This window comes from Spongiibacter sp. (assembly GCF_984394615.1).
Map to the genome: position 1 here is coordinate 25,182 of NZ_CFHTQA010000014.1, position 26,656 is coordinate 51,837.

At 58.8% G+C, this 26,656-nt stretch carries 28 protein-coding genes and 1 pseudogene; all 29 read right to left on the reverse strand.

What is annotated here, in order from left to right; genetic code table 11:
* Position 1: 1 nt before the first annotated feature.
* Positions 2–271 (reverse strand): flagellar biosynthesis protein FliQ, encoded by a 270-nt coding sequence (gene fliQ, locus AC5DB9_RS07325; RefSeq protein ID WP_022959814.1) that lies wholly within the window; start codon positions 269–271, stop codon positions 2–4.
* 7 nt (positions 272–278) lie between these two features.
* Complete coding sequence (gene fliP, locus AC5DB9_RS07330; protein ID WP_414711328.1) at positions 279–1,025, reverse strand: flagellar type III secretion system pore protein FliP; 747 nt, start codon at positions 1,023–1,025, stop codon at positions 279–281.
* Complete coding sequence (locus AC5DB9_RS07335) at positions 1,022–1,474, reverse strand: flagellar biosynthetic protein FliO (RefSeq protein WP_273009498.1); 453 nt, start codon at positions 1,472–1,474, stop codon at positions 1,022–1,024. Before AC5DB9_RS07335 ends, fliP begins: the two co-directional genes overlap by 4 nt.
* Positions 1,474–1,737 carry a flagellar motor switch protein FliN gene (gene fliN / locus AC5DB9_RS07340; protein WP_084495552.1) on the reverse strand — a complete coding sequence of 88 codons (264 nt, stop codon included), beginning with the start codon at positions 1,735–1,737 and terminating at the stop codon, positions 1,474–1,476. The genes AC5DB9_RS07335 and fliN overlap by 1 nt, the downstream gene beginning before the upstream one ends.
* A gap of 5 nt (positions 1,738–1,742) precedes the next feature.
* Positions 1,743–2,696: a flagellar motor switch protein FliM gene (locus AC5DB9_RS07345; protein ID WP_272991175.1), complete on the reverse strand. Its 954-nt coding sequence runs from the start codon at positions 2,694–2,696 to the stop codon at positions 1,743–1,745.
* A gap of 9 nt (positions 2,697–2,705) precedes the next feature.
* Positions 2,706–3,167, reverse strand: a complete 462-nt coding sequence (locus tag AC5DB9_RS07350; protein ID WP_169530705.1) for a flagellar basal body-associated FliL family protein — start codon at positions 3,165–3,167, stop codon at positions 2,706–2,708.
* Between the two features lie 239 nt (positions 3,168–3,406).
* Positions 3,407–4,609 carry a flagellar hook-length control protein FliK gene (locus AC5DB9_RS07355; RefSeq protein ID WP_272991173.1) on the reverse strand — a complete coding sequence of 401 codons (1,203 nt, stop codon included), beginning with the start codon at positions 4,607–4,609 and terminating at the stop codon, positions 3,407–3,409.
* A gap of 136 nt (positions 4,610–4,745) precedes the next feature.
* Positions 4,746–5,207, reverse strand: a complete 462-nt coding sequence (gene fliJ, locus AC5DB9_RS07360) for a flagellar export protein FliJ (RefSeq protein WP_022959819.1) — start codon at positions 5,205–5,207, stop codon at positions 4,746–4,748.
* Positions 5,208–5,254: 47 nt separating this feature from the next.
* The gene (fliI, locus tag AC5DB9_RS07365) at positions 5,255–6,634 is read right to left on the reverse strand and encodes a flagellar protein export ATPase FliI (RefSeq protein WP_022959820.1); all 1,380 of its coding nucleotides are present in this window, start codon (positions 6,632–6,634) and stop codon (positions 5,255–5,257) included.
* The gene (locus tag AC5DB9_RS07370; RefSeq protein ID WP_272991169.1) at positions 6,612–7,328 is read right to left on the reverse strand and encodes a FliH/SctL family protein; all 717 of its coding nucleotides are present in this window, start codon (positions 7,326–7,328) and stop codon (positions 6,612–6,614) included. The genes fliI and AC5DB9_RS07370 overlap by 23 nt, the downstream gene beginning before the upstream one ends.
* A gap of 24 nt (positions 7,329–7,352) precedes the next feature.
* A complete protein-coding gene (gene fliG, locus AC5DB9_RS07375) occupies positions 7,353–8,378 on the reverse strand; it encodes a flagellar motor switch protein FliG (RefSeq protein ID WP_272991167.1) in 1,026 nt (341 codons plus the stop codon).
* Positions 8,371–10,005, reverse strand: coding sequence for a flagellar basal-body MS-ring/collar protein FliF (fliF, locus tag AC5DB9_RS07380; protein ID WP_272991165.1), 1,635 nt, complete (start codon positions 10,003–10,005; stop codon positions 8,371–8,373). The genes fliG and fliF overlap by 8 nt, the downstream gene beginning before the upstream one ends.
* Before the next feature lie 36 nt (positions 10,006–10,041).
* Positions 10,042–10,380 carry a flagellar hook-basal body complex protein FliE gene (gene fliE / locus AC5DB9_RS07385; RefSeq protein WP_272991163.1) on the reverse strand — a complete coding sequence of 113 codons (339 nt, stop codon included), beginning with the start codon at positions 10,378–10,380 and terminating at the stop codon, positions 10,042–10,044.
* A 12-nt stretch (positions 10,381–10,392) separates the two neighbouring features.
* Positions 10,393–11,328 (reverse strand): annotated as a pseudogene (locus AC5DB9_RS07390) (sigma-54 interaction domain-containing protein); the annotation flags it as partial.
* 380 nt (positions 11,329–11,708) lie between these two features.
* A complete protein-coding gene (locus AC5DB9_RS07395) occupies positions 11,709–12,749 on the reverse strand; it encodes a sigma-54 interaction domain-containing protein (protein ID WP_272991160.1) in 1,041 nt (346 codons plus the stop codon).
* A gap of 268 nt (positions 12,750–13,017) precedes the next feature.
* Positions 13,018–13,374 carry a flagellar protein FliT gene (fliT, locus tag AC5DB9_RS07400; RefSeq protein ID WP_022959827.1) on the reverse strand — a complete coding sequence of 119 codons (357 nt, stop codon included), beginning with the start codon at positions 13,372–13,374 and terminating at the stop codon, positions 13,018–13,020.
* The gene (gene fliS, locus AC5DB9_RS07405) at positions 13,375–13,821 is read right to left on the reverse strand and encodes a flagellar export chaperone FliS (RefSeq protein ID WP_022959828.1); all 447 of its coding nucleotides are present in this window, start codon (positions 13,819–13,821) and stop codon (positions 13,375–13,377) included. It abuts the gene before it with no gap.
* Between the two features lie 112 nt (positions 13,822–13,933).
* A complete protein-coding gene (gene fliD / locus AC5DB9_RS07410) occupies positions 13,934–15,331 on the reverse strand; it encodes a flagellar filament capping protein FliD (RefSeq protein ID WP_272991159.1) in 1,398 nt (465 codons plus the stop codon).
* Positions 15,332–15,469: 138 nt separating this feature from the next.
* The gene (locus tag AC5DB9_RS07415) at positions 15,470–15,904 is read right to left on the reverse strand and encodes a flagellar protein FlaG (protein WP_272991158.1); all 435 of its coding nucleotides are present in this window, start codon (positions 15,902–15,904) and stop codon (positions 15,470–15,472) included.
* 121 nt (positions 15,905–16,025) lie between these two features.
* Positions 16,026–17,519, reverse strand: coding sequence for a flagellin N-terminal helical domain-containing protein (locus AC5DB9_RS07420; protein ID WP_272991157.1), 1,494 nt, complete (start codon positions 17,517–17,519; stop codon positions 16,026–16,028).
* A 247-nt stretch (positions 17,520–17,766) separates the two neighbouring features.
* A complete protein-coding gene (gene flgL / locus AC5DB9_RS07425) occupies positions 17,767–18,960 on the reverse strand; it encodes a flagellar hook-associated protein FlgL (protein WP_272991155.1) in 1,194 nt (397 codons plus the stop codon).
* 27 nt (positions 18,961–18,987) lie between these two features.
* On the reverse strand, positions 18,988–20,874 hold the full coding sequence (flgK, locus tag AC5DB9_RS07430; protein WP_272991154.1) for a flagellar hook-associated protein FlgK: 1,887 nt from the start codon (positions 20,872–20,874) through the stop codon (positions 18,988–18,990).
* Positions 20,875–20,884: 10 nt separating this feature from the next.
* A complete protein-coding gene (locus AC5DB9_RS07435) occupies positions 20,885–21,298 on the reverse strand; it encodes a rod-binding protein (protein WP_272991153.1) in 414 nt (137 codons plus the stop codon).
* A complete protein-coding gene (locus tag AC5DB9_RS07440) occupies positions 21,298–22,416 on the reverse strand; it encodes a flagellar basal body P-ring protein FlgI (RefSeq protein WP_022959835.1) in 1,119 nt (372 codons plus the stop codon). Before AC5DB9_RS07440 ends, AC5DB9_RS07435 begins: the two co-directional genes overlap by 1 nt.
* Before the next feature lie 10 nt (positions 22,417–22,426).
* On the reverse strand, positions 22,427–23,110 hold the full coding sequence (flgH, locus tag AC5DB9_RS07445; protein WP_272991152.1) for a flagellar basal body L-ring protein FlgH: 684 nt from the start codon (positions 23,108–23,110) through the stop codon (positions 22,427–22,429).
* A gap of 13 nt (positions 23,111–23,123) precedes the next feature.
* Positions 23,124–23,909 carry a flagellar basal-body rod protein FlgG gene (flgG, locus tag AC5DB9_RS07450; protein ID WP_022959837.1) on the reverse strand — a complete coding sequence of 262 codons (786 nt, stop codon included), beginning with the start codon at positions 23,907–23,909 and terminating at the stop codon, positions 23,124–23,126.
* A gap of 13 nt (positions 23,910–23,922) precedes the next feature.
* The gene (locus AC5DB9_RS07455; protein ID WP_272991151.1) at positions 23,923–24,663 is read right to left on the reverse strand and encodes a flagellar basal body rod protein FlgF; all 741 of its coding nucleotides are present in this window, start codon (positions 24,661–24,663) and stop codon (positions 23,923–23,925) included.
* A gap of 31 nt (positions 24,664–24,694) precedes the next feature.
* On the reverse strand, positions 24,695–25,912 hold the full coding sequence (flgE, locus tag AC5DB9_RS07460) for a flagellar hook protein FlgE (protein ID WP_272991150.1): 1,218 nt from the start codon (positions 25,910–25,912) through the stop codon (positions 24,695–24,697).
* A 51-nt stretch (positions 25,913–25,963) separates the two neighbouring features.
* A complete protein-coding gene (locus tag AC5DB9_RS07465; protein WP_022959840.1) occupies positions 25,964–26,650 on the reverse strand; it encodes a flagellar hook assembly protein FlgD in 687 nt (228 codons plus the stop codon).
* Positions 26,651–26,656 lie beyond the last annotated feature (6 nt).

Below are 26,656 nucleotides of genomic sequence, written 5' to 3' on the forward strand. Positions count from 1 at the left end.
CTCAGCCCACCAGCAAGGGAATCATTTCAAACAGGCTGCGGGTGTAGTCCAGCAGATGCCGCAGCATCCACGGCCCGGTCAGCCCCAGCACCGCCACCAGTACCACCAGCTTGGGAATAAAGCTGAGGGTCATATCCTGAATCTGCGTGGCCGCCTGAAACATACCGATCAGCAGGCCCGCCGCCAGCGCTGACAGCAGCAGTGGCGCCGCCAACAGCACGGTGATATTCATGCCCTGTCTGCCGAGTTCGATGACGGTATCCGGTGTCATAGGCGCCTCATCGATAGAAGCTGGCGGCCAGCGAGCCCATCATCAGGCCCCAACCATCCACCAGCACAAACAACATGATTTTGAAGGGCAGCGAGATCATCATCGGCGACAACATCATCATCCCCATCGACATCAGCACGCTCGCCACCACCAGATCGATCACCACAAAGGGAATGAACACCAGAAAGCCGATCTGGAAAGCGGTCTTTAATTCGCTGGTGAGAAACGAAGCCATCAGTACCGAGAACGGCACGTCTTCCGGCTTTTGGTAAGCCGCGTGACCAGCGATCTCCGCAAAACGGGCGATGTCATCTTCGCGGGTCTGGCTCAGCATAAAGGCACGGAACGGTTCAAAGCCGGTGGTCATCGCCTCCTGGAAGGTCATTTCCTCGGCGATATACGGCGCGACCGCCTGGGTGTAAGCCTGCTCGCCAATCGGGTACATCACGAACAGGGTTAGGAACAATGACAGGCTCAGCAGCACCTGATTAGAGGGCGTCTGCCCAGTGCCCAGCGCCTGACGCAGAATCGACAGCACAATCATGATTCGGGTAAATGCCGTCATCCCCAGCAACAAGGCAGGCAGCAGGGTCAACGCCGTCATAATCGCCAGCAACTGCAGCGACACGCTGTACTCCTGACCACCAGCAGCATTGGCCGCAGAACTCACTGCGGGTAACGACAGCGGGTCGGCGGCCAACGCACCCAGGGGCATCAGACACAGCAGCGGCAGCAGGCCGCGCAGTATACTCATGGCTGTGCCTCCTCGCCTTTGCCGGCCAGACGCTTCTTCAGCAGAGCGGCAAAATCACCCGTAGCGACGATCGTCTGTTCAGGTAAGGCTTCCGCATCCCAGCGATGCAGGGTTTGCATTGAAGCCGGCGTGCATCCCACCAACAGGCGCTCCTCGCCCACCTGCAGCACCAGCAGTTTTTCCTTCATACCCAGGGGGATCTGCGATACCACCGCCACACCCGCCTGCTGGGGGCGCTGAAGGCCGCGCAGGCGGCGCAAAAACCACAGGCCGGCAAACAGCAGCGCGGCCATCAGCAACAGGCTGCCCAGCATGCCGATCACATCATCGCCAGCGCCCACCGGCAGCGCCGCCACGGCTTGCTCTGCCGATACCGCGTTAGCGGCTGGCTCCTGCGCTATTGCCAGCAAGGGCGATAGCGCCAGTGCGCACAGAGAATGACGCCACATCAGGCATCAACCTCTTCGTCCTGCCCCACCACCTCGGTGAGCATGATGCCGAATTTCTCCTTCACCACGACCACCTCACCGCGGGCGACGAGTGTGCCGTTAACCAGTACGTCCAGCGGCGTACCCGCTGCACGATCCAGCTCAATAATGGCGCCCTGATTCAGCGCCTTGATGTCGCGAATACTCATGCGGGTGCGACCGACTTCCACGGATACATCCACATTCACGTCGAGAATTTTGTCCAGATTCAAATCATTCGCCATGGGGTTTACGACTCCTGTTTCGGTCGGCTGCGACCTGCCGAACCGGTAAGCTGAACGGCCAACTGGCCCTGATGACTGCCAAAACGTCCTTTCAACAGAGGCTGCTCGCCAACACACAGCAGCACCTCATCGGCACTGGGCAGGGGAATAACATCACCGCGACGCAGATTCGCCACGCGGCTGAGGCTGAGGCGGGTTTTCGCCAATTGCGCCACCAGGTCGAGAGGCACTTCGTCTATGCGTTCAACCAGGCGACTGCGCCATTCTTCACTTGCGGGTTTTTTGTTACTGGGCTTGGTGGTGTCGGGCAGGCTGTCGCGTACCGCGTCAATCGCGCTCCAGGGCACAACCGACCACAGGCCGCCTTTGAAATCGCCGATATCCACCAGAAAGCGGGTGGCCACCAGCGAGTCCGCGTCGGTAAAGCCTTCCAGCAGACGGGGATCAGTAGACTGACTCTCAATGGCCGGGGCGGTTTTCATGACCGATTTCCAGGCCAGGGCAATGTCCGGCAGCAATGCGGACACCAGAATGTCCATAAAGCTGAGCTCCGACGCCGAAAACTGCTCGCGCGCGGCATCGGCGGCGCCGCCATAGCCACCGAAGTAACGGTCAACGAGGTTGAACACCAGCTCCGATTCAAAGGCAATCATCAGATTGCTGCTGAGCGGCATTCCCGAAATCAATGAAATACTGCAGGGCGCGGGCAGCGTGCCTTGCAGCTCGTCGAATTTCATGACCGTAATGCGGTCAGTGGTCAGCCCTTCCACACTGCTAACAAATTCCCGCAGCCGGGTCGAGGCCGCACTGGCAAACTGCGACTGAATCAACGACAGGGTAGGAATCAAGCGCTGTACGGCGTAATCCTGACGGGCGAGGTTATACTTGCCAGAGCTTTGCGAGCTCTGCTCCTCAGCCATCAGCGCTTCGAGTTCTTCCGGATCAAGTAGGCCAGCCATACTGTCGCCTCACTGCATCACAAACTTGGTGAAATACACTTCCTCGACACCACCTTTCTTACCGGTCTCTTTTTCGAGCACGGCGTTAATGGTGTCGACAACGCGCTGCTGAATAAGCTGGCGCCCTTCGATACTGTTGATCTGGTCTTTGGTCAGGCTGCTGAACATCATGATCAGCTCGTGCCGGATCATGACCTGATAGTCATCCACTTGCGAAATGACGCCGTCCTCCCGGCTCATCACCTCGATATCCACCTGCAGAAACCGAGTGCCACGCTCATTCAAGAGATTCACCACGAACGATGGATCAAGACTCATGATCTGTGGCTTGGGCAACACTTCCGCCGCCGCTTTGCTTTCAGCTGCGTCAGCAGCCGGTTCGCTGCCCTTCAGGAAAAACCAGGTACCTCCTGCGGTCGCCAGCAACAGCACTACAACCAAGCCAATGAGGACAAATTTGTTTTTAAACATATGCATAAGGCCTTTTACGTTCGGCACCCGAGCGCCAAATTTCTTGCAGAAACCTGCTTTTCAAGCACTATTTTGCAAGGCCTGTGCCATATGATTTATTTTATATTTTTCAGATAGTTACGAAATATTTTCCGCTTCTCGCCAATAATTTGGCAGGGGGAATTCGCGCAATACAAGGTGGGATAACAGATACGAAAAAGGCGCCAGAAGGCGCCTCAAGAAGGTCGGAAATTCTCTGCTCATGCGTAGGCGTCGAGGGTCCCGTCGGTATTATTGCGCGGGGTCGGCGCGGCGCTTCCGCCCTCGCCGTCATGCGGGGTATCCGCGGCCGTGTGAAGTTGTGCAAAACCGCTGCCGGAACGGCCCGACGACTGCTGGCTCTGTTGCTGCGCCTGCTGTTGTGAGGCCTCTCCCCAACTCGGTTGATGACTCACTTTCACCTCTTCCAGACGCATGCCTTGCTGCTCCATGGCGTGATTCAAGCGCGGCAGCATTTTCTCTATCAAGTCACAGGTGTCCTGATGCTGGGTCTGGAACTGCACCGCCGCCTTATCGCCCTGCATGTTCAACTGCACTTGAATACCGCCCAGCTCTTCGGGATTCAGTTTCAGTGTGGCGTTCTGAACACCGTTACCGGCCATCCAGTGAATCCGCGCGCCCACGGCCTCACTCCAGGCCGGGTCATCAACCGCGTGCTGACTGATGCTTAACTGCAGGGTGGGGCTCCGACTGTCCGCGGCGCCACTGCGGGCGGCAGTCAGTCGACCGAGATCCGCAATGTCATTAGCCGTGCGCTCCACACCCTCGGCGGTCGCCTCACCCTTCGTCGCAGCGATCGTCGCCGCGAACTCACCGCGCGCGGCTTCCACAGCCAATGGCTGGCTGCGAGAAGCGGTCTGCAGTCCTGTTGCCCGATCCTCAGCCGACTCGGCGGCATTCGCCAGTTCGGCGTCACCCGCTTGCGTGGCGTTCAGAGCCACCGCAGCAACGGTGGGTTTTGTGGCAACAGCATCGTCATTGCCGACGGCAGCTTCCCCGCCAGACAGTTGTCGCCAGCCAAACAGCGCAGCGGCCACGCCACCGATTGCCGCCTGTGCCTCATCCATCTCCTGCACGTCGGCATCGGAAGAGGCCGGCAGCAACTTGCCGTCGGGCGGCAAGATCGTGCCTGCGATGTCTGCCGCGTCCAGCTCTTCTGCCAGGGCCTCAAGATCGAGTTCGCCGTCGCTACCCTGCTGCATCAATTCTCCCAGCACCGCGGGGAGTTCACCGCCGTCGCCGGCAGCCAACAGCTGTTGCAACAGCGCCTGCTGGTTGGCCAGCAAATCCCCAAACGGCAGTAAACCTGCGGGGTTGCCGCCATTCAAGGGCGTCACACTGCCACGCGCTGCGGCAGGACTTTGGGGCTGGGCACTGCTTACGTTACTGATCGGGCTGCTCATAATACGATCCTGTAAGACGGGGTTCACCAGCGCCACACGGCTGTCGTGCGGCCTCATGCTGGCGGCAAATATTCATGCTCTCAGGCACTACCTCTCAGGCACGACTCAGCAAACACTGTGCCATTCAAGAAAGGGCTTAGCTCAGGCCCTGCTGCTGGCGGCGCTGCCAGACAAAGCGCTGGCTGCTCAATTCATCGCTGACCGACTGCTCACGGCGAGCTTCATCGCGACGTTCGTCGGCCCGATAACGCTCGATAAGTTGATCCATGCTGCGACTGTGCTGGCGGGCTTTCATCCACTCCTGGCGGATTTTCCGTAACTGCTCCCGGCAGCGCTCCACCGAATCGGACTGTTGGCGAATCGCCAGGGACAGACGAGAGAGAAAGGCGCGACTTTCCTGCAAACGCTTCACGTCACACAGGCTGTCAGCCGCGGCGCGACGGTACTCCTCGTAATACTGCTTGAGTTCGTCGAGTTTCTGGCTCTGGGTCTCATACTGCTGCTGAACGGCCGCATAGCGCGTCGCCTCTTCCTGCTCCTGGCGATCTGCCAGCGCCTGAACCGGTTGCATACGCTGTGATTTTTTTTCCGTACTCACCGTTATCCTCCGTTGACGCCAGCCGCTAAGGCCGCGTCAAATTTCATTCAATCGAGTTCGACTGCTTCGCCTTCCAGCAACAGACTCAGCTTGTCCAGCGAGGCATCAAAGCCGTCAGACTCGTCGTAGGCCTGCTGCAGAAACGCCTGAATCTTCGGCCACAACGCTATCGCTTCGTCCACTCGGGCATCACTGCCTCGCTGGTAGGCGCCAATGGTCACCAAGTCGCGGTTCTGCTGATACAGCGACACCAGTTGTCGCAGTCGCCTGACCAGTTGCTGATGTCCCTTATCGGTAATGTCATTCATCGCCCGGCTGACCGAGCGCTCGATATCTATTGCCGGGTAGTGGCCCGCATCGGCGAGACTTCGCGACAGCACAATATGGCCATCGAGAATCGCCCGCGCCGCGTCGACAATCGGGTCGTTCTGATCGTCCCCTTCCGCCAGCACGGTATAAAACGCGGTGATCGAACCGCCGCCTTCTTCGCCGTTCCCGGCCCGCTCCACCAGCGCCGGCAGCCTCGCAAACACCGAGGGCGGGTAACCTTTGGTGGCAGGCGGTTCGCCTGTCGCCAGCGCGATCTCACGTTGAGCCTGCGCGAAGCGGGTCAGTGAATCCATCAGTAATAACACCTGCTGGCCCTGGTCCCGGAAGTACTCCGCCACGGCGCTGGCCAGCCACGCAGCGCGCATCCGCATCAACGGCGGCTGATCCGCCGGTGTAGCGATCACCACCGCATGGCGCATATCGTCGCCACCGAGAATATTGTCGATAAAGTCTTTGACCTCGCGGCCGCGCTCGCCAATCAGAGCAACCACCACCACATCGGCCTTGGTATAGCGCGTCATCATGCCCAGCAGGACACTCTTACCGACGCCACTGCCGGCAAACAGTCCGAGCCGCTGACCCTGACCCACGGTCAGCAACGCGTTGATCGCACGAACGCCGACATCGAGCGGTTCCCGGATGGGACGGCGCGACAGCGGGTTCAGGGGAGCACCGTTCAAGGGGCGGTAATCGTCGGTGCGCAAGGGGCCACGGTTATCCAGCGGCTGGCCGGCGGCATCGATCACGCGGCCCAGCAGGGCCTCGCCCACCGGCACGCTGGATCCCTTGCCGATAGGCCGAACTCTGGCGTGGGGCATGACACCGCGCAGCTCGCCGGTCGGCATCAGCAAAATACAATCACTGGCGAAACCCACAACCTCGGTTTCCAGCCAGTCACCGTCAATGGTTTCCACTTCGCAGTAGGCGCCGATCGCCGCCTTGCAGCCCTCGGCTTCGAGCAAGGTGCCTACAATGCGACGCAACTGACCTTCGGCGGGCACCGGCGGTTCGGCGGCACGTCGGGCGACCTGCTCACTACGCTGCTGGAGCCGCGAGACCAGATGCCTGCGAGGATTAAATTCCGTGTTCTGGGGCATCCGCCGACTCCTGCGAGGAGGCCAACAGGCGGGCCAGTCGCGTTTCCAGGCGATGATCCACCTGAGACTGGGCATTTCTGATCAGGCTGCCGCCGCGCTGAATATCCGGGTCTTCATGCAGCGTCCAGGCGGGGTCCAGCGGTTCATCCTGCTCGGCCACCTGCCGCAGCAGCGCAGCATCCTCGGGATTCAGGTGCAGGTCGATCCGTCCCTCAGCCACGGGCAACAGCTTCACCGCGTCGTGCAGACGGCTGCGCAACCACTCCGGGTCGGCAGTCAATTCGCGCCCCAACAGGGCCTTCGCCACGGCACAGGCCAACACCTCAAGCTGTTCTGCAACCTCCCCCTCCAGCCAGGCCATGGGCTGACGCAGGGCGGCAATCGCCAACTGCAACTGCTGACTCTGCTGAGCCAGCAATGCCTGTGCGTCGGCTTCACCTTTGGCAAAACCCTGCTGCCGGGCTTCTTCACGCAGGGCGTCGAGTTCACTCTCCAACAGGGGATCGTCTGCTACACGCTCCACATCGCGCTCAGGGGTTTGATCAAAACGCGTCAGCGACCCATCACCGACGGGGCGGGATGTCCCCATACCGGGCGGCTGCCATGCGCGCGGGGACTCGTCCACCGCGTCGGCGCTGTCCTGCGGCGGGTGGCCCAAGTCTCGCGGCGTGAAGACATGAAATCCCTGCGTCATTGGCAATGCTCCCGTCGCCGCGCCTTAGATGTAGTCGTCGCCACCACGACCGAGGTCAATCTGGCCACTTTCGGCAAGACTGCGGGCAATGGTAAGAATCTCTTTCTGGGCCTGCTCGACCTCGCTGATCTTAATCGGGCCGCGAGCATCCATATCGTCCAGCAGCATTTCGCGGGCACGCTTGGACATGTTCCTCAGGATCTTTTCTTTGACTTCTTCCCCGGCCCCCTTCAATGCAATGGGCAGCAGATCGGAAGAGACCTCACGCAGCAGCTGTTGAATGCCCTTATCACTGATACTGATAAGGTTGCTGAACACGAACATCAGGTCCTGAATTCGCGCAGAGAGTTCTTCATTGTTTTTAGCGAGACTTTCCAGGATGCGGCCTTCTGCATCGCCCCCAAGACCCTTGATCAAGCCAGCCGCAGTGGCTGCACCATCAATCTTACGGTTTTTCAGCTTGGCGCTCACCGACAGCTTTTTCTTGAGAATGCCCTGCAACTGGCTCATCGCCGTATCGGGAATGGTCTTCATGTTCGCGATGCGATAGACCACATCGTTCTGCTGCACCTCGGGCAGCTTCGCCAACACTTTGGCGGCCTGCTCCGGCTCGAGGTGGGCAAGCGTAATAGCGATCATCTGGGGATGCTCATCTTTGAGCATCTGTGCCAGTGCTTCGGGCTCCACCCAACGCAGCTCTTCCATCTCCTGTCCCGGCTGGTCACCCAGTACCCGTCGCGCCAGGCTGCCACCGGCCTGCTCGCCCAGCGCCGTGGTAAAGACCTTGCGCACGTAGGATTGCACGCCCACGGCCAGTGAATTTTCTGACTGCGCACTGTGCTGGAAATCCTGCACCACCGCCATCGCGCGGCTGTTATCGACACGTTTGATACCCGCCATAGCAGTACCGATACGCTCGACATCCTCGGGGGCAACGTGCTGCAGCACTTTGGCGGCGTGGGTTTCTCCCATCATCAACAGCAGCAGTGCTGCCTTTTCACAGCCAGGGATACTGGCGACCGCGGCGTCGCTGCGTTCTGCGTTATCCATTGTCTTCTGTCACCCACTTGTTGACGACTTGTGCGACGCGGCGAGGATCTTCCTCAACCATGCCGCGCACATCACTGAGCTGCTGCTCAAATCCCGGCCTGGAACGACCTCCCCCTTGGGGCGCGCCCAGCGCCGCTACCGGCGGCTGCTGATATTCACCGCTCATCGCGCGGTCGATATCGCCTTGGGCATGCCCCGCTTCAAGGGCAGCCGGGCGATGGCTGTGCAGCAGGCTGCGCATACCGGGACGCAGCACCGCAAACACAATCACGATCACCGCGACGCCAATCAGCAACTGCTTGATCAGGTTGGCAAACCAGGGCTGTTCCCAGATCGCCGGCTCAACCGTCTGTTCGTCAAACAGGGCTTCATCGCGGAAGTCCGCCGCCATCACCGTCACCCGGTCACCGCGATCCTGCTCAAAGCCGACGGCGTCTTTAACCAACAGCGTCATGCGCTCGATTTCCGGGTTACTCATCGGCTCGATAACCACTTCACCGCTTTCATTCACCCGGCGGTGGTTATCCACCAGCACCGCCACCGACAGTTTATTGACGCGGCCGCTGGGGTTGTTGCTGTGAGCCAAGACCCGTTCGATCTCATAGTTGCGAATGACCGAGCGATTGCCTAACGCCGCACTCTCCTCGTTGTCCTGCTGAGCCTGTGCACCCGGAGGCTGGTTACTCAACGCCCCCGGTACTCCTCTGGCGGCCGCGCCACCGTCTGCCTGCACCTGCTCGTTTATCTGTTCACTTCTCACCACCTGGCGATCCGGATTCCAGCTCTCGCGGCTTTCCTGCTCGCTGGAGAAATCGACATCGGCCGACACCGTCACCCGAACCCGGCCCGAGCCCGCGATCGGACTGATAAGCTCGGCAATACGATCCTCGTAGGCCTGCTCAATGCGGCGGCGGTAATTGAACTGACGGTCGCTAAGTTCAAGTTGATCATCCTCGCGGTGAGTCTCGCTGAGCTGTCGCCCCTGCTGATCAACGACCGTCACGTTCTCCGCCTGCAGATCGCCAATGCTGCCCGCGACCAGATTGACGATTGCCGAGACGTTCTGTTTCGACACATCCCGTCCCGGGTAGATGTCCAGCATAATCGACGCACTTGAGGGCTTGCGATCCCGTACAAATACGGACTGCTTGGGAATCGCCAGGTGCACACGGGCTCGGCGAACCTGCTGCAGACTCTCTATGGTGCTGGCCAGTTCCTGCTCCAGCGCATAGTGATACTTCTTGGATTGCATGAACTCACTGACACCAAAGCCCTGCTCCTGCTCAAGCATGGCCATGCCGGAGCCATCGCGCTCCAGGCCCTGACCGGCGAGCCGGATGCGGGCATCGTGTAGCTGCTCGGCCGGCACCAAAATCGCACCGGTGCTGTCCTGAATCCGGTAGGGAATTTGCGAAGCATTTAAGGCATCGACGACCGCTGACGCGCGCTCGGGCGGCAAGGAGGTATACAGCGTTCGGTAATCGCTGCCCTGAGACCACATCACAGCGGCGACGCCGACAGCAACGCTGGCGGCAATGCCCACCAAAATCAGCAACTGGCGCAGCACGTCATTTTTTGCAGCGCTGGCCAGCAAAGTATTTACAGACACTGCGCGGGTTTCAGCCATGACAGATTGCCTCACTCAGAATCGGAAAGCCCTGCTTCACATCGACATCCTCATCACTTCCTGATAGGCGTCCACCAGCTTGTTGCGCACTTCCACGGCGGCTTTAAATGACACCTGCGCCTTTTGCATATTCACCATCACTTCAGTGATGCTCACATTCGGATCGCCGCGCTCAAAGGCCGTAGTCAGTTCACTGGCATTCTTCTGGCTGGCATTCACCCCATCCAGCGACTGCTGCAGTAACTGGGAGAAATCGACCCGCGGCGTGGATTCCAGCGCCGTCGACGAGCCGACGTCCTCCATCGACGGCAGCGGGCTCTGCTCACGCAGGGCGCGAATCTGTTGGAGGATCGAGTCCACTTTCATATCCGACATAACGCTCTCCCCTTAGCCTTGCAGGCAGCTTTGTTCACGCATCCGCGCCAGCTTGTAGCGCAGTGTGCGAGGACTGATGCCGAGCAGTTCGGCGGCTTCTTTCTTCGAGCGCCCCTGACGTAAGGCCGCCTGGATACGCTGACTTTCCTGGTCTCGCATAAAGCCTTCCAGCGGTGCCGCTTCTGCCGACACCGGTGCCGAGAACAGTTGCATACCCTGCTCAAACTGAATGTCGACATCGTCGATTCGCGGCGCGGCGCGCAGAATCAGCGCACGCTGGATCACGTTATCGAGTTCACGAACATTGCCGGGCCAGGGGTAGCTGAGCAGTTTGTCGGCGGCAGCGGAGCTGAGCACACTGGCTCCGTCGCTGACCGACTCGTCGCGCTCAAGAAAGTGAATGGCCAATGGCAGAATATCGTCGCGACGCTCACGCAGCGGCGCCAGACAAAGGGGGAATACATTGAGGCGATAGAACAGGTCTTCACGAAAATCGCCATCGTTAACGGCCTGTCTCAGATCGCGGTTAGTCGTTGCCAGTACACGAACATCCAGCTTGATACTGCGGCGGCTGCCCAAGCGTTCAATTTCTTTTTCCTGCAGGACACGCAGCAGCTTGGCTTGCAAGCCGATATCCATTTCGGAGATTTCATCCAGCAGCAAGGTACCGCCCTGTGCCTGCTCAAACTTACCGGCGTGACTGTTCACCGCTCCGGTGAAGGCCCCCTTCTCATAGCCGAAAAGCATGGCTTCCAGCATATTCTCGGGAATCGCTGCGCAGTTCAGCGCCACAAACGGGCCGTCTGCACGGCGCGATTGCTGATGGATATAGCGGGCATACACTTCTTTACCCACACCGCTTTCTCCACAAATCAGTACAGTGGCATCGGTGGCCGCTACCCGGGAGGCCAGCGTTTTCAGTGCACACGACGCGCGGTCTTCGGCGATCAGGCTCATTGCGACTTACCTCCGCGCAATGCCGTTGAGCGCAGTAGACGCTGTTGTTGCTGCAACTGTTTTCTGGCCAGCACCAACTCTCTCTGGCAGCGATTCATTATCGCCACATCCAACGTTACGCTAGCGGAGTTAGAAAGAAGTATATCAGCCATTGTTAACAACCTTTTGTCACTGTTACGACCTTCAATGCAACCGTCGTACCAATATATTTTTTATAATAAATTCAATAACTTAATTAATAAAAAAACGGGTAATGACAAACTTTTGGCGGCTGTTTTTAAACAAAATAGTCAGGCATAAAAAATGCGGCATAAGCCGCATGGTTAGAAAAAATGAATCTGCTAGCTGAAATCAGATTGGGACAAGGCCATTCAAGCCATACCGAGTTTCTTCATTTTCTCGGCCAGCGTCGTCCGCTGCAGGCCAAGCAATTGTGCGGCCCGGGTAATAACACCGCCCTCACGCTCTAGCGCCTGACTGATATATTGCTGCTCCAATTCCTGCAGCAGCGATTTCAGGTCCACACCGTCTGCGGGCAGACTGGCTGGCGCAAGGCTGGCCTCCTCTGTGCTGTCATCGTCAAATTCGCGGTCCAGCAGCACGGCCATCAGTGCGTCCTGATCCTCACGGCCCGATGACTCGCTGTCGTCATCGACAACCAGTTCGAAACGGTATTTCGCGGGAAGGTCTTTAACACCGATACGCTGCCCGCCGTGGGTGATCGACAGGCGCTCGATGAGGTTTTCGAGTTCACGAACGTTACCCGGCCAGCCGTAACGCTGCAAGGCCCGCAGGGCATTGGGAGACAGATTCGGCGGCGTCATGCCCCGCTCTTTCAAGCGTGCTGAAAAGCCGCCAACCAGCATTTCGATATCTTCGGGATGCTCGCGCAGGGAAGGCACTTCGATAGGAAAGACATCGAGACGAAAAAACAGGTCCTGGCGAAAACTGCCTTCGTCCACCATGTCCTCAAGGTTGCGGTGGGTCGCAGCCAGAATACGCACATTGCAACGGCGGGTTTCATTGCTGCCGACACGTTCGTAGCAACGTTCCTGAAGGACGCGCAGCAGTTTGACCTGCATCGGCAGGCTCATGTCACCGATCTCGTCGAGAAACAGCGTACCGCTCTCAGCCATTTCAAAACGGCCTTTGCGCGTTGCCACCGCACCGGTGAACGCGCCTTTTTCGTGGCCGAACAACTCGCTTTCCAGCAGATCAGCCGGAATAGCACCGCAGTTCACCGGAATAAAGGGATTGCCAGCGCGGTCGGAGTACTCGTGAATTTTTCGGGCAACGACTTCCTTGCCGCTCCCAGACTCGCCGCGAATCAACACCAGAGTGTCGAAGCTGGCGACCTGCTGAATCAGTACATCCAGTGCCCGCATTTTGCGTGAGCAGGGGGCCATACCCATGACTGATTCGCCTTCCTTTGACCGCATCGCATTGCTCATTTTGTTTATACTTTCGTCACTTGAGAGGACTTCCCACTCTCTCCCCAAGACCCCTGCAAGGCAAAGCCTTGGCAGCCCCACGACAATCATCAAGCGTGGAATCATTCTGAGAGATCAGCCCATGGCTTGTTAATACGTAGAATCGCTGAGCAGCGTTCGGTATTACCGGCCTGCACAGGGAGGGATGAGAAGAACGGGCAAGCGGGATGCCTGCCCTGATGTCGACGGACTACGCGTGACGGAGATAACTACCCAGATTCTCGGCGTTGCGACGCTGCTGAGCATTGCTGTCGACCATGGCACCGCGCTGGCGATGCAGCAACTCGGTTACCCGGTCATCAATCTTCAGTATTTCTTCGATCACAGCGGAAACCAGTCCCGCTTCAGCCGGTGGACAGTCAACCGCAAAGAACTGGTCCATCGCCAGACGTCGCGTCTGCTGCATGGGCAGGGCCGCTGACCAGTCGCCCTGCGAAGCGCTGTCACAGATGCGCTCGCTCAGCGTCAGCAGCTCGCGAAGCTGCTGCTGACGGGGCGTGAGCAACTCGGCGTTTTTCAGCGCGGCTACATCCATCTCTTTCACCATTTACATTACCGCTTCAGCATGGCTTTCGCGGGCACGTTCCAGCGCATCAACACCGCGCAAGGTGTCGGGAATCGCATCCCAGGCTTCCTTCAGTTCCTGCAGCAGTGCCGCAACCTCTTCCAGTGCCGCATCGTCGTTGTTGATATTGGCCAGCAATAGCCGACGGTTCATGTAGTCATAGAGATTCTCAAGGTTTTCACACAGGGGATTTTCCACACTGTGATCGATGCTCATACGCAGTCCATCGATAATGGAGATGACCCTGCTGATCGTCGTCGACTTCTGGGCAATTTCCCGGCGCTGCATTTGGCCGCGAGCCACAGCGATACGATCCAGCGCACCATCCATCAGCAATTGAATGAGCCGGTGAGGGCTGGCGGCGTCGACCTGCGTCTGCGTTCCGACACTGGCGTAGGCCTGGCTGACACGACCTGCTGAATAGCTCATGATGAATCCTCTTTTTGTCGATGGTTACTTTATATATCGACGCTGTTCTGTATAGCTTTAGCTGTGTTTTTAACGCTTTCGCTGCGGAATCTACTTACCTGTTCCGCCAGCCTTATTTGTCGCTTTTCACCATGCCCGGCAGGTTCGCCAACTGCTCGGTGAGGAAATCGCCCGTGGTACTGAGTTCGCCCAACAGCGTATCCAGGGCGTTAAACTGCGTGGTATAGCGCGCCTCAATCGCGGCGATGCGCCGATCTAGCGCTTCCCGCTGCGATGTAATTCTGTCGATCTGGGTGTTGTAGCCCTCGGTGCGGATATCAATAATCCCGCCCGCCTCGGTGTAGCGGTTCAGTAGCGTGTCGAGACGCACCGCGTAGCCATCCTCACTGGAGAAAATATCGGCAACGGCGGAGAAATTATCGGCAATGGCGTCGGTGAGCAGCTCGTCGTCTATTTCCAGCACCGAGTTGTCGCCGGTGCGAATGCCCAACTGGGCCAGCGAGTTAAAATCGCCGCTCAGACCATCAACGACATTACCCATTTCGCTACGCAGGCTGAAGGCAATCTGCCTGACTGTCGCATCGCCCTGCAGCAGCCCGGCAGTGTTCGCCTCCGGATCATAGGCAGTCAAATCATTCAGCGTTGCATTCAGACTGTTGTAAGCGGTTACAAAGCCTTCAACGGCCTTCTTCACCGAGCTGGTATTCAGACTGACATCTAGGGTGAAATTTTCGCCGGGCTTGGCCTTGCTCAGGTTCAGGGTAAGCCCCTCAATCATGCCCTCGACGGTCAAATTCGCGCTGGTTTGGGTAAAGCCATCCACAATAACGATGGAATCGAGCGCCTCGACTTTTTCGGTCATCGGATTGCTCGCCGCATTGGGGTCGAAGCTCAACTGACTGAGATCGCCAGTGTCCCCCGCTCCGGTGCTGACGCTGACGGCGATGGCGTTACCGGCGCCGCTCTCATCACTGGTCAGCACCAGCCGCGCGCCGTCCTGGTCGGTAACGATGCTGGCAGTCACGCCGACATTATCGTCGGCCTCATTAATGGCATTTCGAATGCTCTCCAGCGAATCCTCGCCCGTCAGCACGTCGAGACTGAAGCTTTCACCGTTAACGGTAATGGTCAGCTGGCCGGTGCCCACCGAGGTCTGGGCATCGGTGTAGCCCGCAGAAGCGATTTTGTGTCGGCTTGCCAACTGTTCAACGCTGACCTCGTGACTGCCGGCAGCGGCTTGCGTATCGGCCGTGGCAGTAAATCCGGCATCGCTTTCTACCGAGACCTTGCGACCGCTGAATGTCTCGGGATCTTGGAGGGTTTCAAGCTTGCTCTGAAAGTTTTCCAGCGCTGACTTCAGTGCGCCAAAGGCGGAGACTTTTGACTCGGCCAGATAAGCCTTGGAGTTCAGGCGATTTTCGGCAGGCGCACGCTCTGCGGCCACAAGCTGCTCGACAATGCTGCCGATATTCAGCCCGGACCCGATGCCTGTAGAGATTATCGGCGCCATTTCATTTTCCGCCCTTTCATATGTCTCACCGTCCAGTCCCTGCAACGGCTCTCAAGCGCTGTGTTTATCGCCTGTTCAAACCGGCAAACACCGCTGATTTTCAACAAAGAGAGCAAGCTCCATGCCACGGCATGACGCCTACGCTTCCGCCTGAATCAGACTGCCGGTTCCCTCGATAAACGTCCGAGTGATCTGCAGCAGTTCTTCCGGCGGAATTTGCCGGATCACCTCGCCGGACTCGGCATGAATGACCTTGAGTATGGTTCTGCCCGTCGTCTCATCCACCGAGAACTCTAGGTCTCGCTCACGGTCACGCAGTATTTCGTTAAGCTTCGCCACCGCCTGTTCGGTTTTCTCGATGCGGTCGGCGGGGTCAAATTCGGCAACCAGTGCCTTGGCAATCCGGCTGACTTCTTCCTGTGCCACGGCATCGTCGTTCTGCATCGGCACCGATGAGGCCTTGGCCGATATCGGCAATTCCTCTCCAGAGGAAGGCAAACTCTTGCCACTTGCCTGGGTGACCGGAACGCGGGTCGGCAGAGAAGCACTTTTTACGCTAAGACTGTTATCCATAAACATTCACCTTCTCACCCCATTTTCGTAGACCAGCAGCAAAAGGGCCTATTGGCCCTTGCTACTGATGACTCTCTGTTTGGGCCGAGGTGCCCGCCCCGAGGGGCGGACGGGTTCCGGCTTACTGCAGCAGGCTGAGTGCCGCCTGGGGCAGAGAGTTGGCCTGGGCCAGAATTGCAGTACCTGCCTGTTGGAGGATCTGCGCCTTGGTCAGGTTAGCCGTCTCAGCAGCAAAGTCCGCGTCGAGAATCCGACCCCGCGATGCAGACAGGTTCTCAGAGATGGTCTGCAGGTTGGTGATGGTGGATTCGAAGCGGTTCTGTACCGCACCGAAGTCGCTGCGCATGTCACTCACGCTGGTCAGCGCAGAATCAATGCGGCGCAGCATGTCGTTGGAGCTATCGACAGTCAGTACGTTGACGGCGGTCAGGTCACCGGATGCCGCGGCATCGCTCAGACCCAGTGTCGCTTCTAGGCCACCGCTGAAGGCAATCGCTTCAGAGGCGCGGATGGTCAGGGTGCCGTCATCGTTCAACTCAGCGCTGCCGTTGTTGCCCAGTGCCGTGTTGATGGCATCCACCAAGTCCTGGGTCGAGGTGTAGGTACCGTCAGCCACATCTACCGCGTCAGCGTCGCCGATCGCAATGCTGAGGTCACCCGCTACCGTGACACCGCCTACGACAGCCGCGACCGCATCTTCACCATCAGTACCGGTTACCGCCGGGAAGGAGGTGACGATGCTGTCAATGGCGTTGTTATCGGCATCTGCGTTGAAGTTCGCAACAGACACTTCAGTACCGGTGCCAGTCAGGGCGCTGGTGATGGTGACGTCGTTGCCGTCATTGCTCACCACAAAGTCTGCACCCAGAGCCGTGCCCAGATCCGTCACCAAGGCGTCGATGCCACCGGCACCGGAGTAGTCAGCACTCAGGGTAACGCCAGTAGTCGTGGTGCCATCGGTCACATCGAAGCTGACCGTGTCGCTGCTGAAGTCCTCCAGCAGAGGAGAGGCATCAAACACACCAGAGCCCGAGGTTGCAGCAACCGCATCGGAGCTAGCCATGATCGCTGTCAGGTCAGAAGAAGTCGCCGCGGTGGTAGCACCCAGTGAGTCCAGACGCATGCTGTTTTGCAGATCCAGACTGATGGTCTCGCCCACATTCGCGCCTACTTGGAAGACAGCGCTGCCGAAGGAGCCATCAAGAATCTTGCGACCGTTGAAGGAAGTCTGGTTGGCAATCCGGTCGATCTCGGCCAGACGCTGCTGAACTTCTGCATCCAGTGCTGCGCGGTCGGAATCAGAGTAAGTCGCGTTGGCAGACTGCACCGCCAGTTCGCGAATACGCTGCAGGTTGTTGGTCATTTCGTCCAGCGCCGCTTCACCGGTTTGCGCCAGTGAGATACCGTCGTTGGCGTTGCGAACTGCCTGGTTCAGACCGTTGATCTGAGTGGTAAAGCGAGTGGTGATGGCCATGCCGGCAGCATCATCTTTCGCGCTGTTGATACGCAGACCTGTAGACAGGCGCTGCAGTGAGGTGTTCAGGGTTTCCTGTGAGCGCTGCAGGTTACGCTGGGCGTTCAACGAGGCAACATTGGTGTTGATGCTAAGTGCCATGGTGAATCTCCTTCCACTGTGTCATTCGCTAAAGGCGCTGGCCTTTTTTCAAGCTTCAGCCGAAATGGCCGAGGTTTGCTTTCACCCCATATAACGGCATGACCATGGAGAACTTTACGAATAATTTTGCGCTCTACGGGTAATTACCTAAACAAGCCTGTAAACCGCGAAGCAATGGCCCGCTGCGGGGCCAGAAGATGCAAAAACGCCCGCGGCGAGGCGGGCGTTAACAGCGGAAAGAATGTCGTTACAGATAGTTGAACAAGGATAAGCCCTGAACTTTGGCAAACGCCTGCTGGGCGGCCTGCAAACCCAGTTGTTGTTGCTGGAAACGCGAGATGGCTTCAGCGTAGTCGAGGTCGGTAATGCTCCCCAGATTTTCCTCCACCTGAAGAGCAATATTCTCGTTCACGTCTTTTTGACGCTCCAGCGCCTGCATCCGTGTACCGCTCTCCGATTGCCGGGCAATCAGCCTGTCCAATGCCTGATCGATATTCACCAGGGCACTGTTAATATCGCTGGTCTGCTGGGCGCGCTGTGCAGCGCCGGTTCGCGGCTGCATCAGCGTGTCGCGTAACTGGGCAACCATGCTGAACACATCTTCGGCTTCACTGGGGCGCAGTGAAAACTGATCGCCAGCCGCGGGCGTCCCGTCCACGGTTACCATCATGCCGTTGACGTTAATACTGCCACCGCTCTGATAGGCACCGCCTCCAATCACCACACCACTGGCATCGCGCAGCTCATAGTCACTGGCGCTGGTGAAGACGATGTCAACCGCGTCGCCATTGAACGCGGCGATATCGGTAATCGCTCCAGCGTCAATCACTGCATCGCCGGTATTGCTGTCCGCCGCGCGGGTTTGAAAATGGCCATTGCCATTCACCACGCCCATAAACACCTCTGAGCCCGGGCTGGTGTCGGCCAACTGCCGGTTTGTGCCCACCTGCAGCATGCGCTGTCCGTCATCGCCGTTGTAGGTCACCGACCCATTGGTCAGCGTGAATGCCTGCACATCCTGCTGGTAACCGGCAAAAATCGAGCGCCCTTCCGCATCCCGGGTATTGGCAATAGTGAGCAAGGCATCGAGCTGCTGATCCAGCTCACGGGATATCGCCAGCCGCGTTTCATTGGTCTGCGTCGCGTTGTTGGCCTCCAGTGCACGCTCACGCACCTGCTGGAGGATCTGTACACTCTCGCTCAACGCCGATTCCTCCAATCGCAGGCGACTGTCGAGCAGATTGACATTGGTCTGAAACTGGTCGGTCTTGGCCAGCGCCCGCTGCAACTCCAGACTGCGCACTGCGCCAACGGGGTCATCAGAAGGGCTGAGTAGCCGCTTGCCGGTGGAAAGCTGATTCTGGGTTTCCAGCAGTTTGCCCTGCTGATCGAGCATGCCGCTGATTGCCGCGCTGTATATCTGTGCCGTCGAAATTCTCACTGCCGCACTCCCCAAAACCTGGATGGATTAGCTGATCGCACCGATCAGGCTTTGAAACAGTTGATTGGCCACACTGGCCGCTTGCGCCGCCGCCTGATAGGCCTGTTGAAACTTGAGCAGGTTGGACGCCTCTTCATCGAGGTTGACGCCGGAGATTGACTCGACCGTCGCCTGCGCCTGTGTCAGCAGATTCTGCTGTGCATCGCGATTCAGTTCCGCACTGCGGGTAGCCACGGCGATATCACCGACCAGACCACTGACGGCATCCTTCACGCTGGCGCTGCCGCCACTGAGAATTCCCAGACTCTCGACATCTGCCATCGCCAGCATATTGCGGTTATCGCCGCTGGCGCCGGTGTTTTCGGTAATGCTGAAAACATCGCCGGCGGCGGGCGTGCCGGTAATGGTGACGGTGTTGCCATTGATGGTGATGGCTTCGCCCGGCGCATAGCTGTAACTGCCCGCGCCATTAATACTGTAGGTGGAGGCGTCGAGAAAGCTGATGCTGACCGCATCCGTTAAATTGGGGTGATTCGGATCGACAACGAGCGTTTCTGAAATCGACGCCGAGCCGGTATTGGCCGAGCTCGCACCGCTGCGCGTGGCCGCGGCGGCGGCGAGTTGCGCCGGATCACTCATGACCACCGTCAAATTGGCCGAGGCCGACTCCGTGGGCTTGACCAAGAAGCGGTCGCCGGCGACGACCGATCCCGAGAGACTGATGCTGACACCGTCAATCACAAAGGGGTCGGCTGCCGTTCCACTGCCCGTCCAGTTACTGAGCGACTGCCCTGTTCCGGCATCGTTGAACTGCCAGTTCGTGCCATCAAAACGCATGGCAATATTGCGCCCGTCCAGCGCGGATACATCATTGAGGCTGGCAGCGATCGTCGCGTCACCGTCGTTGGTGGTCGCGGCAATCGCCGTGGGCGCGGGCTGGGCGAAGATTGCCGAACCGCGCTGGCCGTAGAGATCCAGTCCCGCCGCATTCTGGTCATTCAGCGAGCTGGCCACCGCCGAGGCGATGCGTCCCAGCTCATTGCGGGTATCGCTCAGCAAGCCATCGCGGAAACTCAGCGACGCGCCCAGACTGCCGCCGTTAATCACATCGCTGATAATGCCGGTTTCGCTGGTGCTGGTAGAGACCTCCAGCCGGTCGGCCTCAAAGGCACTGCGCACCGTGTGCAGGCTATTACTCTTCTCGCCGAGCACCAGTGATTGCCCATTGCCGATAAAGACGTTCACCGAGCCATCGTCCTGCTCAACGGTAGAAATATTCACCAACTCATTGAGTTTGAGCAGCGCCTGGTCCCGCTGGTCCAGCAAATCACCGGGTACGCTGCCAAATTTCCCCTGCGCCTCGGCAATACTGCTGTTGATCTTGGCGACTTGTCCTGCCAGATCATTGATATCGTTAACGCTGGCCTGAATACGGTTGTTGATATCGGTATCCAGCGTATCCAACTGAGAGGCAAACTGCGAAAAGCGACCGCTCAGGCTTTCCGCTTCCGACAGCAGCAACTGGCGGGCAGAAAGAGACGCGGGGTCGTTCGCCAGATTCTGTACGCTGTCGTAAAAGTCCGAGAGCGCGGCACTGAGTCCGAGCTCCGAATCTGACAGGGTGTTATCGAGCTGGCTGGCCAACTGATAATAGTTGTCGAGCTGACTGAAGGCACCACTGGCACTGCGCAACTGCTGACCGGCAAATTCGTCGTAGACCCGGCGCACATCGCTCAGCGTGACGCCGGAGCCAATCGACAGGTCGCCCATCTGCTGAGGCACCCGCGTGGCAAAATCCACCCGCTGGCGGCTGTAGCCTTCGGTGTCGGCATTGGCAATATTATGACTGGTCGTCGCCAGTGCTCGCTGGTACGACGTCAGCGCCGACAGGGCATTGCCAAGCATGTCTGCCATGATGCGCTCCTCACTCTACAGAATCAGTATCGGCCACAGGCCGTAAATCTTTAGTCGTGCCCATCGTCAGTTGCTGGCGCAGGGCCGCCCCCGACTCGCTCAGCGCGCTGTCATCCGCGCCGCCCTGCCCGGCCGGGCTGAGCTGGCGAACAATGGTATCGGCCAGACCAATACCCCCCTGCGCGGCCAGCGACACCGCCAACTGTTTGTCGTGCATGTCCTGATACATGTCGCGACCACTGTCTTCAAACAGACCGCCATCGGGCACCGCGTCGCGCATGCTTTTCAGCATCATCTGCAAGAAGATGCCCTCGAACTGACGCGCTACCGGCTCAATGGCGTCTTCACTGTTCTGCTGGGCATCGAGCCGCAGCTTCGCCAGCCCGGAGAAATCGTGGTAGTTGGCGGCTTTGCTGACGTCCATCAGATCACCACCAGTTCGGCGCGCAGGGCACCGGCTTGATTGAGCGCTTGCAGAATCGCCACCAGATCACCGGGGGCTGCCCCCACCTGATTGATGGCTTTGACAATCTCTTCCAGCGTCACACCGGCATCGAGCAGGAACATCCGCGAACCGCTCTCGGTCACATCGATACTCGATTCCTGCGCCGCCACCGTCTGTCCTGCCGCAAAGGCATTGGGCTGACTGATATCCACCCGCTCGGTCACCGACACAGTCAAACTGCCGTGGGTCACGGCAGTGGGCATCACTCTGACGTTGCCGCCGATCACAATGGTGCCGGTGCGTGAATTGACCACAACCCTTGCGCGCCCTTCAGCGGGCTCGATTTCCAGCTCTTCCAGCATTGAGATAAAGGTCACTCGGCGATCCGCTTGCGGCGGCCCAAGCACTTTCACGCTGGTAGGGTCCATGGCACTGGCGGTGCCGGCACCGAAAAATTCATTAATTTTCTGCGACAGGCGATGCGCAGTGGTGAAGTCGGGAGACTTCAGGTTGAGAATAATCTCGCCGTTGCTGGCCATCGCACTGGGCGCCGCGCGCTCGATAATCGCGCCGTTGGGAATGCGGCCTGCGCTGGGGATATTCACCGTCACCCGCGAGCCATCTTTGCCCTCCACACCCAGACCACTGACCAGCAGGCTGCCCTGAGCGATCGCATAGACCTGTCCATCGGCCCCCATCAGAGGCGCCATCAACAGGCTCCCGCCACGCAGGCTGGCGGCATTACCGATAGACGAGACCGTGACGTCGATCGTCTGGCCGGGCTTGGCAAAGGCCGGCAGACGCGCATGTACGGTCACCGCGGCCACGTTTTTGAGCTGAGGGTTAACGTTATCTGGCACTTTTACGCCAAAGCCGGTGAGCATATTGCGAATACTCTGGATGGTGAACGGCGCCTGACTGGTCTGGTCACCGGTGCCACTGAGGCCGACCACCAGGCCGTAGCCCACGAGCTGGTTGTCGCGTACGCCGGACACATCCACCAAGTCCTTCACCCGGTCGCCCCAGGCCGCCGGTGCCAGCAGTGACAGCGCCAACAGCGCTGCACTCAGAGGTTTACACAGAGAAATTCGCATCATGATGATGTCCTCAGAATGGCGACAGCACAGACTGGAACAGACGTCCCAGCCAGCCCATGCTGTTGGCGTCAGCCAGCGCGCCCTTGCCGCTGTAGGTAATGCGGGCATCGGCGACTTTGTAGGAGGCCACCGAGTTATCGGCAGCAATATCTTCGGGGCGCACAATGCCTTGAATGCGGATAAATTCGTCGCCCTGATTGATGGTCACCCATTTCTCGCCACGGACCCGCAAGCTGCCGTTACGCAGCACTTCCGACACGGTCACAGTGATGGAGCCGGTCAGGCTGTTGCTCTGACTGCTGCTGCCCTGCCCGGCAAAATCCTGATCGCTGCTGACGCCGGTATCGAGCACCGGCACGCCATTGTGAGTGACACCCCGCCCCAACAGGGTGACGGTCGGCACCGAGATATTGCTCTCTTTGGCCGTGCTGGTATTGGACTGTTTGGTGGCGTCGGTTTTTTCCGACAGGATAATGGTGATCACATCCCCCACCTGCCGCGCGCGGCGGTCGAGGAACAGGCTCATGCCGTAACCGGCCTGATAAATAGAGCCGGGGTTTTCATTCACGCCCACCTGCTGCGGTGGCAACTGTGATTCCCAGGCCTGAGCATCACGCTCGGGAGCCTGCGCGCAGGCAGCCAGCCAGGCGCAACACAGCAGGGTCATCAGTAAGCGTATCGGGCGCATCATCATGGCTCTACCCCGGTTACAGGTTGTTGTTGACGTACTGCATCATTTGATCGCTGGTGGAGATCGCCTTGGAGTTCATCTCGTAGGCGCGCTGGGTCTCGATCATGTTCACCAGCTCTTCCACCACATTGACGTTGGACGATTCCAGCGAGCCCTGAGTAATGGTGCCCAGACCGCTCAAACCGGGAGTGCCGGTTTGCGGCGCGCCACTGGAGGCCGACTCAATGTAGAGGTTTTCACCCCGCGCCTGCAGACCGGCGGGGTTAATGAAATCGGCCAGTTGGAAGCTGCCTAGCTGTATCACACTGGCATCACCGGCCAGGGTCGCCGAGACCACACCGTCGTTGCCCACAGTAATGCTTTGCGTGCCCTGGGGAACGGTAATCCCCGGCTCCACCACATAACCGCTGTTGGTCACGATCTGGCCCTGATCATCGAGCTGGAAGGAACCGTCGCGGGTGTAGGCCAGCGTGCCGTCAGGCATCTGTACCTGAAAGAAGCCCTTGCCGTTCACCGCCATATCCAGATTACTGTTGGTTTGGGTCATCGTTCCCTGATTGAAAATCTTCTCGGTCGAAACCACCCGCACCCCGGTACCCACCTGCATACCGCTGGGCAGACGCGTTTGCTGGGACGACTGACCACCCACCTGACGGTGGTTCTGGTACAGCAGATCTTCGAAGGAGGCGCGGTCGCGCTTGAACCCGGTGGTATTGGCATTTGCCAGGTTGTTGCTGACTACCTGCATGCGGGTGTTCTGCGCATCCAGTCCGGTTTTTGCTACCCAAAGAGATGAGTTCATGTGCTAATCCTCGTTATTCCACTCGCATCAGGCGCGCGCCGGTTTCCGACACGGTGTTGGCGGTGCTCATCACCTTCACCTGCATTTCGTAACGTCGTGCCAGTTCAATCATGGTGACCATGGCGTCGACCGTATTCACATTGGAGCCTTCCAGGCTGCCAGAGCGCACCCGCACATCGGCATCAGCGGGCGGCGTGGCGCCGTCTTCAGTGCGAATCAGCCCGTCCTCCCCCTTGCGCAGCTGCGCGGGGTCGGCACTGACCAGGCGAATGCGATCCACAATAATTGACGACTCCGGTCCCAGCCCTTTCGGAACCACGGACACCGTGCCATCGCTGCCGATGGTCAGGCTGTCATGCTCGGGAACCGCCAGCGGACCACCGTCGCCCATCACTGGCTGTCCGGCACCGTTGATCAATTGTCCGTCGGCCGTCAGGTGCAGGTCGCCGCGGCGGCTCAGGGCTTCACCGCCCTGAGCGTCCTGCACTACAAACCAGCCCTCTCCCTGAATCGCCACGTCCAGCGAACGACCGGTGCTCATAATGCTGCCCTCGCTGAAATCACTCAGCTTGGCATCAAGCACGGCATTCACCCGCGTGGCCTGCCCCGGCCCTTCGATGGGCTGGGACATCAGGGCGTGGAAGTCGGCACGAAAACCCGCCGTGCTCGCGTTTGCCAGATTATTGGCATTCGCGGTCTGCGCCATCTCGGTGTGCTTCGCAGCGGTCATGCCGAGATACAGTAAGCGGTCCATATGGGCCTCCTTCCTATCTGCCAGTCAGTGCTTAGCGGATATTGATGATGGCCTGGGTCACCGCATCAGCGGTGGAGATCATCTGTGTATTTGCCTGGAAGTTACGCTGCGCGGTGATCATTTCCACCAGCTGCTCAGTCAGATCGACGTTGGAGCTTTCCAGCGCACCCGCCTGCAACAGGCCGAAGTTAGAGCTTCCGGGCTCGCCCACACGCGGACTGCCAGAGCTGAAGGTCTCAGCCCATGAGGTATCACCCTGTTGCTGCAGGCCGTTGGGGTTGGAGAAGTTGGCCAGCGCCACCTTACCCAGCTCGGCTGACTGGCCGTTGGTAAAGCGTGCCGACACGACGCCGGAGGCATCCACTTCTATACCCGTCAGTCGACCGGTAGTGAAACCGTCCTGCTGCAGGGTATTCACCCCGAACTCATTGCCGTATTGGGTCGAGTTGTTGTAATCAAAGGTCAACTGAATGTCCGCAGAGCCGGTCGTGGTCGCATAGGCCGGATAGCCGACTGTGCCGGAGGCCGGGCTCACCAGTTCCCCGGTATCGCTGAACGTCAGAGTGTTGGCACCACCCACCGCGTTATCATCCACGTACAGATGTTGCTGCCAGGTATTGGCGGCCGCATCTTTCACGAAGTACAGGGTGGCGGTGTGAGAGGTACCCAGCGAGTCGTAAACCGTCATCGAGGTGGCGTGGTTGTAGCTGGTCGCCACGGAGGGATCAAACGGTGTCGACGTCGGCAGCGGCGCATCGCCGGGCAGGTTCACACCGATATCCGCCTTGGTACTGGCTTTGGGCGCATTCTCGGTAATCTGAAGTTGCAGATCCGTCATTGAGCCGGTCGCAAAAGAGCCATTGGACGTCGGCGGAAACACCTGCAGGCGCTCATTGTTGTTGTTCACCACATAGCCCTCGCGGTCAACACTGAACGCGCCGGAGCGGGTGTAGGTCACACCACTGTTGCCCTTCATGGTGAAGAAGCCCTCGCCACTGATCGCCAGGTCGAGGTTGTTGTCGGTAAAGTCGATATTACCCTGGGAGAACTGCTGAACGATGGTGTTCAGGCGCACCCCGGCACCCGGCGTGGTTTTGGTCACGTCGTTGTTGGCGGTGGCATAGACATCCGCAAACGACGCGCGCGAGCTTTTAAACCCCGTGGTGTTAACGTTGGCAATATTGTTAGCGGTCACCTCCAGATGCGCCGACGCGGCGTTCAATCCACTCAATGCAATTTTAAAGCTCATCGTATTACTCCTGCTGCGATCTTTCGCGGGCTAGTACCGGCGCCGTGGCGCTCAGCGAATTTGTTGTACCTCAGACAGCGCGAAGCTGCCCAAACCATCAATATTCAATGCGGGAACGCCATAGGCCAGGCTCACGCTTTCCACCGGACTGCGGACTTGCGTCGCTATTGCCTCGACCGAGCCGCCGTTCATGAACTGGGCTCGAATCTCGTAGTTACCGGGCGGCAGACGCTCGCCATTCAAACCTTCACCGTTCCATTCAAACTCGACATCACCGGCGGACTGGGGACCCAGCGCCAGCTTCGCCAGCACTTCTCCAGAGGGTGCCAGTACCTCGACATCAACCGCCGACGTGCTGCTGGGAAGGGTGAGACGACCGCTGACCCCACCCTCGTCGGGCAACACCACCACGTCGGAATCAACCAGCACGTCTTTGCCGATCAGCGACGAGGCATCCAGCATTTGCGTGCTGTACATCGAGCTGGTCAGCGCGGCCAGATTGCTGTTCATTTCACTGATGCCGCTCACCGAGGTGAGCTGCGCCATCTGGCTGATGAACTGGGTATTGTCGGTGGGATTGAAGGGGTCCTGATTCTGCAGCTGCTCCATCATCAGCTTGAGGAAATCATCCTGCCCCAGCGAGCTGGCGTCGGAGCGAGTGTTACTGTTGCTGCTGTAGGCCGTGGTGCTGGTGCCATTCGCCTGCAGGCTTGCCAGGGCATTGTTACTTAAGGTCATCGCAAT

Bases quoted from the DNA above. Each gene is read 5' to 3' on its own strand.
- AC5DB9_RS07435 (WP_272991153.1), bottom strand. From the start codon at position 21,298: ATGGACGTCAGCAAAGCCGCCAACTACCACGATTTCTCCGGGCTGGCG.
- fliQ (WP_022959814.1), bottom strand. From the start codon at position 271: ATGACACCGGATACCGTCATCGAACTCGGCAGACAGGGCATGAATATC.
- AC5DB9_RS07455 (WP_272991151.1), bottom strand. From the start codon at position 24,663: ATGGACCGCTTACTGTATCTCGGCATGACCGCTGCGAAGCACACCGAG.
- AC5DB9_RS07415 (WP_272991158.1), bottom strand. From the start codon at position 15,904: ATGGATAACAGTCTTAGCGTAAAAAGTGCTTCTCTGCCGACCCGCGTT.
- flgG (WP_022959837.1), bottom strand. From the start codon at position 23,909: ATGAACTCATCTCTTTGGGTAGCAAAAACCGGACTGGATGCGCAGAAC.
- AC5DB9_RS07335 (WP_273009498.1), bottom strand. From the start codon at position 1,474: ATGTGGCGTCATTCTCTGTGCGCACTGGCGCTATCGCCCTTGCTGGCA.
- AC5DB9_RS07420 (WP_272991157.1), bottom strand. From the start codon at position 17,519: ATGGCACTTAGCATCAACACCAATGTTGCCTCGTTGAACGCCCAGCGT.
- fliF (WP_272991165.1), bottom strand. From the start codon at position 10,005: ATGGCTGAAACCCGCGCAGTGTCTGTAAATACTTTGCTGGCCAGCGCT.
- AC5DB9_RS07465 (WP_022959840.1), bottom strand. From the start codon at position 26,650: ATGACCTTAAGTAACAATGCCCTGGCAAGCCTGCAGGCGAATGGCACC.
- AC5DB9_RS07355 (WP_272991173.1), bottom strand. From the start codon at position 4,609: ATGAGCAGCCCGATCAGTAACGTAAGCAGTGCCCAGCCCCAAAGTCCT.
- AC5DB9_RS07440 (WP_022959835.1), bottom strand. From the start codon at position 22,416: ATGATGCGAATTTCTCTGTGTAAACCTCTGAGTGCAGCGCTGTTGGCG.
- fliN (WP_084495552.1), bottom strand. From the start codon at position 1,737: ATGGCGAATGATTTGAATCTGGACAAAATTCTCGACGTGAATGTGGAT.
- flgK (WP_272991154.1), bottom strand. From the start codon at position 20,874: ATGGCAGACATGCTTGGCAATGCCCTGTCGGCGCTGACGTCGTACCAG.
- flgE (WP_272991150.1), bottom strand. From the start codon at position 25,912: ATGAGCTTTAAAATTGCATTGAGTGGATTGAACGCCGCGTCGGCGCAT.
- fliS (WP_022959828.1), bottom strand. From the start codon at position 13,821: ATGAGCTATTCAGCAGGTCGTGTCAGCCAGGCCTACGCCAGTGTCGGA.
- AC5DB9_RS07395 (WP_272991160.1), bottom strand. From the start codon at position 12,749: ATGGGTATGGCCCCCTGCTCACGCAAAATGCGGGCACTGGATGTACTG.
- AC5DB9_RS07350 (WP_169530705.1), bottom strand. From the start codon at position 3,167: ATGTTTAAAAACAAATTTGTCCTCATTGGCTTGGTTGTAGTGCTGTTG.
- AC5DB9_RS07370 (WP_272991169.1), bottom strand. From the start codon at position 7,328: ATGACGCAGGGATTTCATGTCTTCACGCCGCGAGACTTGGGCCACCCG.
- fliG (WP_272991167.1), bottom strand. From the start codon at position 8,378: ATGGATAACGCAGAACGCAGCGACGCCGCGGTCGCCAGTATCCCTGGC.
- fliT (WP_022959827.1), bottom strand. From the start codon at position 13,374: ATGGTGAAAGAGATGGATGTAGCCGCGCTGAAAAACGCCGAGTTGCTC.
- AC5DB9_RS07345 (WP_272991175.1), bottom strand. From the start codon at position 2,696: ATGGCTGGCCTACTTGATCCGGAAGAACTCGAAGCGCTGATGGCTGAG.
- flgH (WP_272991152.1), bottom strand. From the start codon at position 23,110: ATGATGATGCGCCCGATACGCTTACTGATGACCCTGCTGTGTTGCGCC.
- fliE (WP_272991163.1), bottom strand. From the start codon at position 10,380: ATGTCGGATATGAAAGTGGACTCGATCCTCCAACAGATTCGCGCCCTG.
- fliP (WP_414711328.1), bottom strand. From the start codon at position 1,025: ATGAGTATACTGCGCGGCCTGCTGCCGCTGCTGTGTCTGATGCCCCTG.
- fliI (WP_022959820.1), bottom strand. From the start codon at position 6,634: ATGCCCCAGAACACGGAATTTAATCCTCGCAGGCATCTGGTCTCGCGG.
- fliD (WP_272991159.1), bottom strand. From the start codon at position 15,331: ATGGCGCCGATAATCTCTACAGGCATCGGGTCCGGGCTGAATATCGGC.